This window comes from Anaerolentibacter hominis, from assembly GCF_032380675.1.
Taxonomy (GTDB): Bacteria; Bacillota; Clostridia; order Lachnospirales; family Lachnospiraceae; genus Anaerolentibacter; species Anaerolentibacter hominis.
Genome location: NZ_JAWDIX010000003.1, coordinates 109,006 through 124,477, shown reverse-complemented (window position 1 = coordinate 124,477; position 15,472 = coordinate 109,006). Strand labels below are relative to the sequence as shown.

Annotated in this window: 13 protein-coding genes; all 13 read left to right on the top strand. The window is 39.8% G+C overall.

Annotated elements, in window-relative coordinates; translation table 11 throughout:
- The first annotated feature begins 90 nt into the window (after positions 1 to 90).
- Positions 91 to 774, top strand: a complete 684-nt coding sequence (locus ABCW47_RS11930) for a response regulator transcription factor (RefSeq protein ID WP_343210160.1) — start codon at positions 91 to 93, stop codon at positions 772 to 774.
- Positions 775 to 801: 27 nt separating this feature from the next.
- Positions 802 to 1,998 (top strand): sensor histidine kinase, encoded by a 1,197-nt coding sequence (locus tag ABCW47_RS11925; RefSeq protein ID WP_343210159.1) that lies wholly within the window; start codon positions 802 to 804, stop codon positions 1,996 to 1,998.
- Between the two features lie 47 nt (positions 1,999 to 2,045).
- Positions 2,046 to 2,744, top strand: a complete 699-nt coding sequence (locus ABCW47_RS11920; protein WP_343210158.1) for an ABC transporter ATP-binding protein — start codon at positions 2,046 to 2,048, stop codon at positions 2,742 to 2,744.
- A 22-nt stretch (positions 2,745 to 2,766) separates the two neighbouring features.
- The gene (locus ABCW47_RS11915) at positions 2,767 to 5,079 is read left to right on the top strand and encodes a hypothetical protein (protein ID WP_343210157.1); all 2,313 of its coding nucleotides are present in this window, start codon (positions 2,767 to 2,769) and stop codon (positions 5,077 to 5,079) included.
- Positions 5,080 to 5,130: 51 nt separating this feature from the next.
- Complete coding sequence (locus tag ABCW47_RS11910) at positions 5,131 to 5,505, top strand: hypothetical protein (protein WP_343210156.1); 375 nt, start codon at positions 5,131 to 5,133, stop codon at positions 5,503 to 5,505.
- Positions 5,506 to 5,743: 238 nt separating this feature from the next.
- On the top strand, positions 5,744 to 7,255 hold the full coding sequence (locus tag ABCW47_RS11905; RefSeq protein WP_343210155.1) for an ABC transporter permease: 1,512 nt from the start codon (positions 5,744 to 5,746) through the stop codon (positions 7,253 to 7,255).
- 56 nt (positions 7,256 to 7,311) lie between these two features.
- Positions 7,312 to 8,826, top strand: a complete 1,515-nt coding sequence (locus ABCW47_RS11900; RefSeq protein ID WP_343210154.1) for an ABC transporter permease — start codon at positions 7,312 to 7,314, stop codon at positions 8,824 to 8,826.
- 198 nt (positions 8,827 to 9,024) lie between these two features.
- Positions 9,025 to 10,356, top strand: a complete 1,332-nt coding sequence (locus tag ABCW47_RS11895) for an ABC transporter permease (protein WP_343210153.1) — start codon at positions 9,025 to 9,027, stop codon at positions 10,354 to 10,356.
- Between the two features lie 335 nt (positions 10,357 to 10,691).
- Entirely contained in the window at positions 10,692 to 12,107 is a 1,416-nt protein-coding gene (ccpM, locus tag ABCW47_RS11890) for a Cys-rich peptide radical SAM maturase CcpM (RefSeq protein ID WP_343210152.1), read from the top strand.
- 1 nt (position 12,108) lies between these two features.
- The gene (locus ABCW47_RS11885; RefSeq protein WP_343210151.1) at positions 12,109 to 13,170 is read left to right on the top strand and encodes a TIGR04066 family peptide maturation system protein; all 1,062 of its coding nucleotides are present in this window, start codon (positions 12,109 to 12,111) and stop codon (positions 13,168 to 13,170) included.
- Between the two features lie 48 nt (positions 13,171 to 13,218).
- Entirely contained in the window at positions 13,219 to 13,485 is a 267-nt protein-coding gene (locus ABCW47_RS11880) for a hypothetical protein (RefSeq protein WP_343210150.1), read from the top strand.
- A gap of 58 nt (positions 13,486 to 13,543) precedes the next feature.
- Positions 13,544 to 13,720: a CLI_3235 family bacteriocin precursor gene (locus ABCW47_RS11875; RefSeq protein ID WP_343210149.1), complete on the top strand. Its 177-nt coding sequence runs from the start codon at positions 13,544 to 13,546 to the stop codon at positions 13,718 to 13,720.
- Positions 13,721 to 13,968: 248 nt separating this feature from the next.
- Positions 13,969 to 15,276, top strand: a complete 1,308-nt coding sequence (locus ABCW47_RS11870; protein WP_343210148.1) for an ABC transporter permease — start codon at positions 13,969 to 13,971, stop codon at positions 15,274 to 15,276.
- Positions 15,277 to 15,472 lie beyond the last annotated feature (196 nt).

The window sequence follows — 15,472 nt, the reverse complement described above, 5'->3', positions numbered from 1 at the left end:
AACTAAGTTATAATCCATATTTTGCCAGTCTCCTGTGTTATAATGCTTATATGGAACCTGCTGTGTGCCTGCCGAAGAAAGGGTGAGCGTATGCGTGCACTGGTAATAGAAGACGACAAGGAATTACAGAAGGTCTTAATACGAATTTTGGAAAAGGAAAACTTCGTCTGTACGGGAATCGAAACATTGAAAGAGGCCGTACCGCTGGTAAAAAAGACAAGATTTTATCTGTATCTCATAGATGTCCGCCTGAAAGACGGGTCCGGACTCAGCCTGTGCCAGATGATCCGTGATTTGAATCCGGGTGCTCTGATCCTTGTAAATACTGCGAATAAAGTAGAGGAAGATGTGGTTCTTGCCCTGCAGAGGGGAGCGGACGACTATATAGAAAAAACAGCAAAGATGCAGGAGATGAGGGCCAGGATACAGATGGCCGTGAAGCGGAAGAGGGACAGCGAAACGAAAGAGGTATACTATTCCGGAGATATTAAGCTGGATCTGACAAGAAAGGTTATGTACAAGGAGTTGAAACCCGTTGTCCTGACAAAAAAGGAATATAACATTGCTACGACAATTATGACCGCGAAAGGCCGGATTGTATCTCAGGATTATCTCCTGCAGAGCTTTATGGATACGGCAGATCGTGCGAAAAGCAGCGGAACACTGTCTACGCACATTACACATATCCGTCAGAAGTTGGGGACATGGGAGGGAAAAGGGTATATCGAAGCCAGATACGGAGAGGGGTTTTACTGGAATCACCGGGTAGATTAGAAGCCCATATGAAAGGGTGGATGAGGAATGTACTGGAAAAGGGAAAAATATATCTGGATCACCGCAGTTTTGCTCACCGGTCTCTGTCTGCTGATGGGACTGATCAGCCAGAACCGCTTCCGGGACAGGCAGTTGTGTGCGGCAGTGGGAAATCTGGAAAATAAGCTTACTGAGGAAGAGAGAGCGTGGGTTCTTACTTATCTTCTGGAGAAAACCAGTGATCATCAGGCGGAGCAAAAAGGCCGGGAACTGCTGGAACAGGGCGGCTTTGACAGCTCGCTTCGAAGCAGGATGGAATGGAATAATATTCTCCTTCCCGCCTGGCTCCTCTGGATACTGGCAATTTGCGTTATCTGGCTGACACTTTTTCTGGTGCTGTACTGGAAGGCCAGGCAGAGAATTGCTATGGAAAACAAGCTGATCGTCTGGATGGAACAGCTGGAAAAAGGAGACGGGAAGCGGCCGCTGACAAAGAAAGACAGCCTGTATGGCGTGCAGGAGGCTATCTGGCATCTGGAACGTATCTTCCAGAGACGGATTCTGGAGGGCCGCAAGCAGCAGAACCAGTTCAATCTGTTCCTGGAAAATATTTGCCATCAGATTTTAAATCCGGCTGTCAGCGTGGGGCTTAACCTGGGATTTATCAAGGAGGATTCCACGGACGAGGCGATTATCAGGGATCTGGACGCCTGTGAAAATAAATGCGGGCAGATCGTGGACCTGACCAGGGTCCTGTTAAAGATCGCCAAGCTGGAAAAAGGGGACGCTGGCTACCGGTTTTACAATCAGGATATCCGCAAGGTGCTCAACGATATTAAGGAGCAGCATGATCTGTTTTATCCGAAGCAGGAGCTCTTGCTTCGGGTTCCGGATGAACCGGTTTATTTTCCCCTTGACTATAGCTGGATGAAGGAAGCTCTGGAAAATCTGATCCGAAACTGCTTTATGTACAGCCAGACAGAAGAGCCTGTCCGGGTAATCCTGGAGACATCCGGCAGCTACGCCAGAATCCTGGTAGAAGATGACGGGGTTGGGATAGCGGAGGAAGATTTACCAAATATATTCGATCGGTTTTACCGGTCTGCGACAAATGCGAACCAGCAGGGGTTTGGAATCGGACTTAATCTTGCCAAGATGGTAGTGGAGGCCCATCACGGAACCATAGAGGCAAAGAGAAAAGAGCCGGGAACACAGTTTACAGTCTCTCTGAGGTGGAAGGCATAAGAAAAACCAGGAGACATCGTGTAACACTCCGAAATGGAGGGATTTTTATGGAAAAATTAGTCCGGGCGGAAAAACTGAGAAAGTATTATCACAGGGACGGGCAGATTATCAAGGCCCTCGATCAGATCACGGTCAGTATGGCAAAAGGCAGCTTTACTGTCGTGACCGGGCCCAGTGGTTCCGGAAAATCAACCTTGCTGCACATGCTCAGTTTCCAGGAGAAGCCAACAGAGGGTATCGTCATACTGGATGGAATCTCTTCCTTTGGAAAGTCGGAGCGGGAATTATCCCGAGTCCGCAGAGAAAAGGTGAGCTTTGTCAACCAGAATTGTGCACTGATGCCGGAATATACGGTATATGAAAATATCATTATGCCGGTTATTCTGGAGAAAAAACGGGTGGATGAGGCTTATATCGGGGAGGTAATGGAGTCTCTGGGGATTGCCGGGCTATCCAGGGTATTTCCAGGCGAAATTTCAGGAGGGGAAAAACAGAGGGTAGCGATAGCCAGAGCATTGGCAAACCGTCCGGCTGTTATTTTTGCGGACGAACCTACCGCACAGCTGGACTCGGAAAACTCCCGGCTGGTGGTAAAGCTCCTTCGGGCCTCCGGAGAATACTGGAACCAGACCATTGTCATGGCTACTCATGACATGGAAGTGGCGCAGTATGGAGATGCAATACTGTATTTGCGCAATGGGCGTTTGAAGACGGGCGGGGAGACAGGAGAAAACGGTAGAAGCTGATCCAGGTACAATGAGGCAGACTATGAAAAAAGAATCGGCGTTCTGGAATAGGATATGGAGAGGCAAAAGACATGGAGTGATTATGATCGCTTTATTTCTCTTTGCCTTTTTCTGTTTTATCGGCAGCGGTTCTTACTATGAAACAACACTCTCAATGGAACAGATGGTTCGGGAAGAAGCCTACGGCAGCTGGCAATTTGCAGTCTTGGACATATCGGAGGAAACCTCCGAATATGTAAGCCATTATCCATTGCTGCAGGACAGCCTGATGCTGGTTCAGCAGAACACCCTGTACAGCAGCCGCGGAACATGGCTGGGCTACGGAGGGCATCTGGAAGGAAATTCCTCTCTTCTGGGAAATGAAGGTCTGGTAGAAGGCCGTCTGCCGGAGCGGGCGGGCGAGATAGCCCTGGACATTTCTGCTCTGACAGATCTGAAGGAGCCGGTGCAGCTGGGGGATACGATCACCATGTGGGTGGAAACGGACGGACCCCGCTCCAGGGAAGTACAAAAGTATGAGATATGCGGATTCTGTAATCTGGGAATCGATGAGTCCCTTCTAAGCGAAGAGATACCGGCGGGGCTGATGGCTCCGGCTGCTGGCCCGGCCATTCGGAAAACCTATCTGGGTACGCTCTCCGGAGGATTGGAAAACGAAAAAGACTTTGAAAAGATCATAAAAACCGGCAAGGTATTTCAGGGAACCTGGATTCGGAATGAATACCTTTATGCCGGCGATACGGAGACTCTGCTGTCTGTCCATCTGCTGCGTGATTTCCTGATGTTTGCATTTTCTGTGGGTATGGCAGGTATGCTGATCAGCAGGTGCAGAGAACAAATTGCAATATTAAGGGAACTCGGCATATCCTGTGCGGGAATTGCGGGGCAGATCAAAAATGCCGTTGGAACGCTGGTTATTGCAGGTTCCATAATTGGCCTGGCCCTCAGTTACGTACTGATCCTATGTGTCGGCTTTGCCTGGAGGGGAGAGTGGAACCTGGCTGTGGGGCAGGATACCATGCTGATGCTGGCAGGACAGTGGGCGGAAGGAATTCTGCTTCTGGCGGTGGGTCTTGTGGTGTCAGTGCCTATTTATATCAAGGCAATGGAACGGGAAAAACGAATCAGCTTTCTGTTTGTGCGGCGCAAAAACAAAGTTCCAAAACGTATTTTACCCTGGATGGTGAAGCGGGAGATAAACAGCCAGTGGAAGTTCTTCTGGGGCAGTACGCTGGTTGTCAGTGCGGCGCTGGGATTCCTGCTGAGTACGGGATTTATTGGGGTAAGTCATTGGAAATTCTATCGGACTAATTTTCCACAAATCTATTACGACTTCCTGATTAATAGCTCTCCACTACATATAAATGTAAACTCAAAGCCTTTTTCGGCAGACGTAGTTAATGATTTGGAGAAGATTCGGGGAGTTCAGAGCATACAGGCATTGGCCTGGAACGAAGGAATAACAATAGTACAACCTGAAAATAAAATTAAGGATGTAAACTTAATAGCCATTGATCAGTCGGAAGAGATGGTAGAGAAAGTGTTGTCCCATGTCGAAGAAGGAACTATTTCGATAGAAGAATTCTTAAGAGGGGAGGCTGTTATAGCTTATTTACCAGGAGATACATGCTTACAATTGGGAAATGGTAATATTCAATTTAATGGTTTTGAGGAAAAATGCAAGGTAGGGGGTATTATACGGCAATATGGAGAGGATAATGAAGCAAAAGAAAAATTAGGCGCATTTGTTCCAACAATTTTGTGCACCAGAGAGGCATATTGGAATCTTATGCCGGATCAGAAAGGACAGTACAGCTGTCTATATATCAATTTAAATAATGAAGCAAACTATCTTCCTACCAGTCGGCAGATTAGGCAGTATATGATAAAAAATCCTATGATATCATATACAGAAAATTGGTCAGACAGAAATGATCAAAGAAAACAATTGATAAGCTGGACATGCTGGATCTTGCTTTTTGGACTTATTGCGGGAACATTATCTCTATACTGGCTTCGTAATATAATAGAAAGATGGCAGGAACGAATTGATAAGTTGTGGAATGATGATATTGGGCTAACATACCAATTCAGTAAAAATATAAATACGATTATATTTTTAATACAACTATGTACCATTTTTTTGTTAACTATGTTACTAACGCTTTTAGTGGCAAAAAATTGGACGTTTACAATATTTAAGGAGGATAGGACATATGGTATAATTTTAATAGAACATTGGAAAGAAATTATTACTGTTCAAATGGTCATTATTTTTTATGTTATAATAAATTATTTCGAAAAAATAAGAAATGTCTCAAGGATTGACTCTTAGAATAGTATTAAGCAACAAAAAGTGCTGTACTATACAAAGGAGGAAGACCATATGAAAAAGAGAAAAATGTTAGCGCTATTTTTAAGTGTACTGGTTTGTCTTGGAGGATTGTGTACGACCTACGGTACAACTCGTGTGCAAGCATCAACACGAGCGATATTGACACTTACCATGACTGCAGATGCGGCATCAGGTAAGGTTGGTGCGGAACTTAATGTAGCTCAACAGGATTCAACCCGGACATTTGCATGGATTAATGATATCTATGCGTATCGTAAAAGCTCTACAGTTTCTGCAGTTTCTATATATTCCTATGGTATATATGATAACGGTGCCTATGTAAAGGCAACTATTCGCTATACGGATACTTCCATAAAGGGAGATGATAAGACTGTTTTTGAAACGGTTTACTTTTATCCCCTCTGATCATTAAAAACTAAAAGTATACGAGAATCATAAAAAGACAGCGTGAATAACGCTGTCTTTTTATGATTAAAATCAGAATAATATAATTTAAAATTCTATATTAACTAATAATAAATAGAAAAACATAAAAATATAGAGACATATTTGAGACATCGTGCTAAAGTAAAATTAAGAGAAATAAGTACATATGTAATTACTTAATAAAGCGAAAAATTACTTGGGGAGAGGGGGAATCCCAATGTCTGCATGGAAAAAGTCATTTCTGTATCTGACAAGGAAAAAAACTAAAAATCTAATTATGTTGTTCATCACATTTTTATTGGGGTTTCTTGCTTTTATCGCTATCGGTATTAAGCGCAACTGTACAGGGAGCCTGCAGGAGCTGCAGAAAAGTTTTAGCAGCAGTTTTGTGGTTACCGCGCGACAGGATTGGAATAACGACGAGTTCGTGGAAACTACTGTAAATCAATTTGGAATAACAAAAACATATATAGGGCCGGCCATTGACAGAGAGCTAATTGATGAAATAGCAAGCATGAATGAAATTAAAAGTTATAATTCAGAACGATCAATATGGCTTTGCCTAGATGAATTAGAGATATATCCAGGTAGCTGGTTCAACCATTTGGAAGCTAGTAAAATTAATGAGGAAGCAGCAATAGTGCCAACGTTAGGAAAGGATTATTATATTATGCGATCCAAATCGGTACCTGTCTATGGCAATGACGATACTCAACTAAATCAGTATTTCAGAACGGGTGCCTTTGAACTGATAGATGGTAGGCATATTCATCCGGATGATTATAGAAAAGCAACCATTTCTGACTATATTGCTGATAAAAATGGTCTCAAGATAGGAGACACGATAGCAGTTTCAAAACATTATAGAATGTTCGACCTTGATGCACCTGATAATAAAGTATCAGCTACCTTTGATTTAGAAATCGTAGGAATTTTCCGGGTAAGAGTTGAACAGCCGATCAGCTATTTTACTGCAGAAGAAGAAATAGCACAAAATTATGTGTATGTAGATCATACTACATGCAAAGAGGCAATCACGGAGGCAGAACCAACCTATTCGGATACATATAGTAATGCAGTCTTCTTTGTAAAAGATCCTGCTGAATTAGACGCAGCAATAGAGAATGCAAGAAAGATATCATCAATAGACTGGAGATATTTTGATATCAAACCGGATAATACACTGTACAAAACAGCCCAGGACTCTTTAAGCCTGCTAAATATGTTATCCACGATCATACTGGTGGTGATCGTCTTTATGGCGCTTATTTTATTAAACCTGCTGTTGAAAATGAGTATGCGCGAGAGGACTCATGAAACCGGGATATTACTATCGCTTGGCTATAATAAAAAACAGATAAAGAGTTCCTTCTATATAGAGGGTGTAGTTATCGTTATATGTTCCTTGTTCCTTGCATTTCTGTTAGCTGGTTTTGTATCTAAGGTAGTAAACAATAAAGTGCTGGAAGCCGTAACCCCGGAAAAAGAAGTAACGGAAGTGAAGTCAAAAGAGGAGTTAGAACAGGAAATCGTGGATGGTACGTTTAAGGATAAGCACGAAATCGTCCTGCCCAGCCAGATGCCGGAACAATTTAACGCCACAATATCACTGACCGACTTTATGTGTGTGGCCCTTATGATGGCGGTTGTCCTGAAGCTAACGACTGAGTGGGCGATATATAAAGAATTAAGTCTGTCACCTCATAATTTGATCAATCGAATGAAGTAACAAGGAAAATCGACACAGTGTAATGAGGTATAAACAATGAGAGGGGAGGGATAAGGATGTCTTTGTGGAAAAGAATTTGGTTATATATTACCAGAAAAAAACTAAATACAGTTGTCCTGGTCTGTACTATCTTCGTCTTAGCTGTTTTAATGTTTATGGCATTTGCATTTCAACGCAGCAGCAAGTTGGCGTTAACTAGCTTAGCAGAAAGTTTTGGGGATGGTTTTGAAATTAGGGCAATAATAGATGGTGAGAATCCGAATCTCTGGAAAACGACTCTTTATGATAATGGCACGATAAGTAAAAGGTATATAGGGCCAGCTTTGAATTCTGAGATGGTGGATCAAGTCATCGAAATGGAAGGGATCAAGGATTATAATGTTAGGACTTATACGTATATATATATGGAAGGCATTAATACAATTCCTGGCAATTGGGCAAATATTATTGAAGAAGCAAATAATATGGAGCAAGAAGTCTATGCAGATGAAATATGGGATTATGCTGTTATGCAGACTCAAACATTTAATGTAAATGGAAATAGAAAAGGTGAACTGGATAGATATTTTAAAACAGGAGCATTTGAGATCATTAATGGTAGGAATATTGAACTAGGAGACAGAAATAAAATAGTTATTTCAGAAGAGGTTGCGCTGCTAAACAACCTTGCTGTTGGCGATACGATTGATGCAGTTGTAAATACAGTAATATTAAGTGAGGGATCGTTGGATGAGGTTCTTGGAAGATTTCCGTTGGAAGTAATAGGAGTATTTAGAGTGAACAGTACACAGGCCATATCCTATTATTCGGCAGAACAGGATATAGCGGATAATTTTATGTTTATGGACATAGAGTCACTTCAAAGCATTATAGACTGTATGCCGCTATCAATAGATACATATGACAGCGCATCATTTTATGTAGATGATCCGGATGAAATAGATTCAATGATAGAGGAAATATATAGCAAAAAAGATTTTAACAGGCATTATTTTGAGGTGAAGCCAGACACTACATTATATCAGTCTGCCGATAAATCGTTGCGGTTATTTAAAGGTATTATGAGCCTTTTGTTAATCATAATTATCGTTGCCTGTTTCGTTATCCTTTCGTTGATCTTATCATTTGCTTTAAAAAATAGGAACAGGGAGTCGGGTATCCTTTTATCAATCGGCATTGAAAAAAAGCAGATATTACAGCAATATTCGGTGGAATGTTTGCTAGTGGCTCTTTTCTCCCTGATTTTGGCATTTGGAGCAGCTAACATAATCTGTCAGCCTTTGGGGAACCAGGCATTAAAACTTATTACGCCGCAACAGGAACAAACAGAAGTAAAGTCAAAAGAAGAACTTACCCAGGAACTGATAGAAAACAGACAACTATCATCCAGCCTAAATGACGAAATCATTCTGCCCAGCCAGATGCCAGAAAAACTGGACTGTCGTGTATCTGTTGCTGACTTTGTCATTATTTTTATCATACAGAGCATCGTTATAGCAGCATCCGTTCAGTTTGCATGTTACCGGGTCCTATCACTCAGACCACAGCAGGTTATTTCCAATATGAGCTAGGATATGCTCAAGGGGGGATGGATAATGAATGTACGAAAGAGGACGCTGCTGTACATAAGGAGAAAACATACCAAGGTTATTCTTTTGCTATTTATTTTCTTTCTTCTGAGTATGTTTTCGCTTATCGGAATTTCTCTATATACCGGTATAAGAGGATCGCTGGAAGATCTGCGCAATAGTTTCGGGGGAAGCTTTAAGGTGGAAGTTAATTTTCACAATGATAATGAGGATTTGTGGGAAATAAAACATTACGAGCAGGGTGGCTCAAGCCGGTCTTATATAGGTCCTGTTCTTGATCAAGCTTTAGTCGAAAAAATAGCAAATCATAAGGGTATTTCTAATTATTGTGTAAGTGCAAATAAAAACTTATGTATACAGAATATAACTTCTATGCCTGGCTTTTTCGCAAACCTTATAGAAGAAGAAACAAAGGGCGGCTACAATCCAACCGAACAACAAAAATATTACGATAATGCAATGCACAATGCATTTCATTTTATTGGATGCAACGATAGTAGTTTAACTGAGTATTTTCGCACGAATGGGTTTGAGTTAATTGAAGGGCGGCATATTAATAATAAAGACAGGAAAAAAATAATAATTTCTGAATCCATAGCACAAGAGAATAATTTAAAAATAGGGGATACCGTATTGGCACAACTTAATGCTGCATTAATTCGGCCTGTGGAAAAACCTGATGAGATATTGAAAGAGTATAATTTAGATATAGTGGGCATATATCGCATAAATGCTAAACAAGGAATATCTTATTATACAATTGAAACCGACATAGCTGATAATTTTATATTTGTTGATTTAGAGACCTGTATGGATGCAAAGAATACTACGCCGGAGGATGTTGTCAGTTATAAGGAAGCAGTATTTTTTGTCGACGATCCGACAAGACTTGACACACTTATAGAGGATATAAAAGCTAATAAGGATATCAACTGGTATTACTATAAACTGACGGCAGATGATACGCTCTATAAAGCGGCCAACCAGTCGTTAAAGCTTATGGAGAAAATAACCTTTGTATTGCTTCTGTTTATTATCGTCATTTGTGTTATACTTCTGACTTTAATATGCACATCCAATATACGAGGGCGGCTTCGGGAGATCGGGATCTATCTCTCGGTTGGGATAAAGAAGGGAACCATCGTAAAGCAATTTATCCTGGAGGGTGTAATTCTGGGCATCATAGCGGTGACCTTGTCAGTTGGATGTTCGAAACTATTGATCAAGCCGATCAGCAATGCAGTGGTGAAAGCATATACTCCGGAGGAGGAAGAGCCGGAAGTGAAGTCAAAAGAAGAGCTGGAAAAGATGCTTCTGGAACAGAAATCCCTGGACATCAAGTCGGAGATAATACTGCCGTCCCAAATGCCGGACAAACTGGAGTGTACGATAAGTCTTAAAAGTATACTATATGTAAGTGTGATCGTTTTAGCGGCAATTATCGTATCAACATCGTTGGCTGTATGGCGTGAGGTCAGCTTTAACCCGAAAAATATACTAAACAATTCATGAGGTAGTAGAAAAACTATATTGATTATTACTATAGCAGTTTGAAAGACTTGTTGGCTCAACCGTAATAATGGGTCAATAGGTCTTACTTTCTATGAGCACATATTAGGTATATTGCTATTACATAGAGGAGCTGTCTGTTAGTTATGCTTGGGCTTCTAAAAATAGAAGTGATTACTAGTCTGATTCTAAAAGTGGTATATATAATAAGAAATATTGCCTGTAACAGGACAAATAATTAGAAATTTCTATAACTTTTTTTGAAAAATCAGAGATGTCTCAAGAATTGGGGAATAAAGTCTAATTAAAGAGAAAAATAATTAGTAGGAGGGAAGCTTATGGACTACATATTTAAGTGCTTTAAGACCCCAGGGGCCTGTTATGTGTATGATCGGCATACGAATTCCGTTTTCTCCGTGCAGGAGCAAGAGTACACGGAATTCTGTGAGATAGAAAAGGGAAAAGTTAACCCTGAGAAAAGCGAGATATTTTTAAAATATCACCGTCAGGGACTGCTTCAAAAGAATGTAGTAGAAAAAATCGAGCACCCGGCTACTGATTTTCTTGACTATCTTTCTAATAACAGAATGGAACAACTGATCCTACAGGTAACGCAGCAGTGTAATCTCCGATGTGCCTACTGTGTATACTCCGGTTTGTATGATAACCGAACCCATTCCAACAAAGAAATGACATTTGAAACCGCTAAGAAGGCAATTGATTTTTTCCTCGCTCGTACAAGAGAAATGAATCACGTTAATATCTCATTTTATGGCGGAGAACCATTGCTGGAGTTTGACCTGATTAAAAAATGTGTAGCGTATGTTAATTCCATTGTAGAAGGGAAGGAAGTTCGATTCGGGACCACCACCAATGGTACCTTATTGAAAGACGAGGTCGTTGACTTTTTGTACAATAACGATTTTCATTTTTCCATTAGTCTGGACGGTTCAAAGAAAGAACACGATGCAAGCAGAAAATTCCCTTCAGGAGCAGGCTCATTTGATCTGGTTATGAAGAATGTAAAAAGAATTAAGGAGAGATATCCGGAATATGCGGCAAACAACATTTCCTTTATGACCACAATCAACCCAAATATGAATCTGGATTGCGTAATGGAATTCTTTTCTACTGACGAGGTGATGTCCGACAGTCATATCATATTTAATACTATGGCGGATAACGGACTAAAGGGTGAATTGAAATTTGAAGAAGGCTTCCGTTTAAGACGTAAATATGAATACCTAAAACTATTGCTGATGTATGTGGGCAAATTAAATGAAGAGGCAATCAGTCCGATGGTTATTACATCAAAAGAACAGAGTGCCAGGACATTACGGGAATTGAGGAAGCACAGACCCTTACTCTCAACGATGCATCACAATGGACCATGTCTTCCAGGCATTAAGAGACTGTTTGTCACTGCTGATGGAAAATGCTATCCCTGCGAACGGGTAAGTGAAAACCACGACTATTTCTGCATAGGGTCAATTGATGAGGGATTGCAAATATCAAAGATGGAGAAGCTCATTAATAATGGAAAGGTGATTGCAGAAAAATGTAAAAACTGCTGGAATCTCAGACAATGCCTGTTATGTTCTTCTTTGCTTGAAATTGATGATGAGATAAATGAGATAGATAAGAATTCCTATAAAGAGCAATGCAGAAAGCAGAAACATATTACGATGAGTTCACTATATGAATTATGCGCTCTGAAAGAATTTGGCTGTGACTTGACAGAGGGAGGGGTGTAATATGAAAAACTTATGTGTGTTTCCGCTGAGCAGCGATACAGAAACTTTACTTCGGTATCGGGATGCACTGGATGGTTATGATATTACCTCTGTTGTATCCTTCAACGAAGATAAACAACTATTTGATTCTGTTCGGGAACAGACAGGTCTGGTATGTACATCAGACTGGAAGGAAGGCATAGAACCTGCTGACACATTACTGTTAATGGACAATGTCAACGGCTATAAAACGGCAAAATACTTGGAAGGTATGGAGCTGGCCGAAAAAACAAACCGAAGGATTTTAAGCAGCCGAACTTTAAAAGAAGAATTGAAAATACATTCGAATTCGTTTACAAGCTTGCACGGTATCCGTGAGCTTAGGATGGAAACCAGTTTACCAAAGCACAGGCAAAAGCGGGAGATCCCAGTCCCGATCATTGCTGTAATGGGACAGGGAGAAAATTGCAGTAAGTTTGAGCTGCAGGTAATCGTCAGAAAGCAATTTATGAAGAATGGTTATAAGGTGACCTCGGTTTGTTCCAATGAGTTAGGTGCTTTATTTGGGATGTATAGTCTGCCATTGTTTCTATTTGGCAACATTTTGTCCTTTGAAGAAAAAGTAATCTGCTTTAATCACTACATATATAATCTTTATGAGAAGGAACGGCCGGATGTAATTGTCTTGGGGGTGCCGGGAGGAATCATGCCGCTTGGCGAGGATCAGTACAGCCATTTTTCTGAGCTTCCACTTATTATAACAAGCGCGGTTACTATTGATACAGGTGTCCTTACTTACTTTGCGGCGCAATATAAACATAATGATTTTCTGGGATATTTGGGCAGATACTGCCTGTTGAAATATAATACGCCCGTCGAGATATTCTGCCCTGCAAGGGTAAAGCTGGACTATGATGCAGAGAAACAACAGTTTGTCTTCCTACACCTGGATGAAAAGACAATAAAACAGACATTTTTAAAATACAACGATCCAAGCGTAATGGACCTAACAGATAAAAATAGTGTAACAGAGCACGTCGATCAATTGATTCAGGTATTGCAGAACAATCTGGCCGCTTTATAAAAGGCTTTTCTATAACGCGGATTTATCCTGAAAGAAATGGAGGTATAAATGCAGTCACTGGATGAACAAACGGTAAAAAAGGAAATTATACAAACGGTAGAACGTATATCTGGAGTAACACCATTGGATATAAATGAAAATTTACTGAGTGACAGAATGAAGATATCATTTCCTGATTTTCTCTATATTTTTGATAAATTGGATAGAGAATTCAATATTCCTGTCCATAACATTTTAATCCAGGACGATTATTCGCTACTTACAGTAGAAGGATTATGGAAAGAGATCGAACAAGGGGCTTCTGCCCCAAATTAAAAGGCTAATAATGTTTAGGCTGTGTGTCACCATTGGAGTTGTACAAAGGAGTGTTAATATGACAAAATTAAACAAAAGATTTACAATGTTAACAAACAGCGTTAATCAGTATGCTTGTAACTGCTATACTGAGTGCCCGTGTGCTTCTGATGATTCACAATATGACAGTCAGGGTACCTATCAAGGTCGTTTATCTGGTTCTATGTCAGCAGCAGGAATTTCTGAAGAAGAGTAAGCTTAAATTTACTTCTAAATTAGTTAAGTAAATTCGACACACAGTCTAAACATTATCTTTATGAGGTTAAGTAAATGAGTACAATAAAGCGAATTAGATTATATCTTATCAGAAAGAAGTGGAAAAATATACGTTTAATCATTTGTATATTCTTCCTGGCATACATCTTATTTCTATGTTTTGCCATTCAAAAGAGTTCACGAAATACTCTAGATGACCTTAGACAACGTTTGGGTGGTAAGATTCTAATGGAATTAAATATTGATATCAATGGCCTAACTATTGATCAAAGGTATGAAATTCGAAGCCAATTCAACCGCGAGTTAATCGAAAGTATAGCCGATACAGAGGGGATCGTGAATTATAATGCAGAAGGTCACACTGCCATCTATACCCCTGAACTAGTTCTTGTTCCGGGAAATGCTTTTAATATTTTAAGTACTTCTAGTGATAAAGTAAAAATGGGAATGGGAGAAAGTATTGTTTTAAACTTAGAAATATCACAAAGTAAACCTAATGTTTTTGGAGAAATGGATACAGGAATGGTTGAATATTTTGTAAATGGAGCATTTTCCTTAATAAAGGGGCGTCATATACAAAAAGACGATCACGGAAAAATACTGATTTCTGAAACAATGGCAAAAAATAATAATCTAAATATTGGAGATTATGTCTACTTTGAGGTTAATGAGTTTATAACTAGAGAAAATGGTAAATTAGACAATATACTCGAGTCTGACAAGATGGAAATTATCGGAATTTTTAAAGTAAATGCCGAACAGGCCATCAATTTTTATACGCCGGAATATGATATCGCAAAAAATTATATTTATATGGATATGGAAAGTTATGAGCCCTTGGCATATGCTAAAACAAATGGAAGTGGTAATGGTATTCTTAAAGCAACATTCGCTGTAAATAATTCGGAAAAAATAGATGAAATAATAAAAGATATAAAAAATCGGGAAGATATCGATATCCGGAACTATAAGTTTGGGGTAGATGATTCTGTTTACCAATCATCTGCAAACCCTTTATTGATGATAAATAAAATATTGGGATTAATAGTAGGTGTAATTATAATAAGTAGTCTAATATTTTTAATCATAATACTTAAATTTTGGTTATCAAACCGAAGTAGGGAAATTGGTGTTTATATGTCTATGGGCGTAGAGAAAAAAGGAATTGCATCAGAATTCTTAGCAGAGGCAGGTATTATGATTTTAATTGCTTGTTGCCTTGCCTGTATTGCAACCGTTGCTACAAGTAAACCAATCAGCAACTGGATTATTCAGACGGCAACTCCAAAACAGAAGCTACCGGAAGAAAAATCTCAGAAAGAACTGGAAGCAGAAACGTTGGAAGGAAAATTTGATTTTGCAGGTGAAATTATTGTACCAACACAGCTTCCAGAAGAGTTTAACAGTATGCCTACAGCAAGAGATTTTGTTCTGATTTTAGGTATTTTCATGGTAGTAACTGTAGGGGCATTAGGTACGACTTTTTATCTGTTTTTTAATACGACACCAAAAGATATTTTAAATAAAATGAGTTAATTAAGTATATAGCCACTGATGTAAAAAGGTTACATTCAAAATTTGAAAGTTACTTACTGTAGACGGATTATGGAATGAGATATAACGGAGGGCTTATCCTCAAACTAAAAGGTTAATAAGGTTTAGGCTGTGTGTCACCATTGGAGTTATACAAAGGAGTGTTAATATGACAAAATTAAACAAAAGATTTGCAATG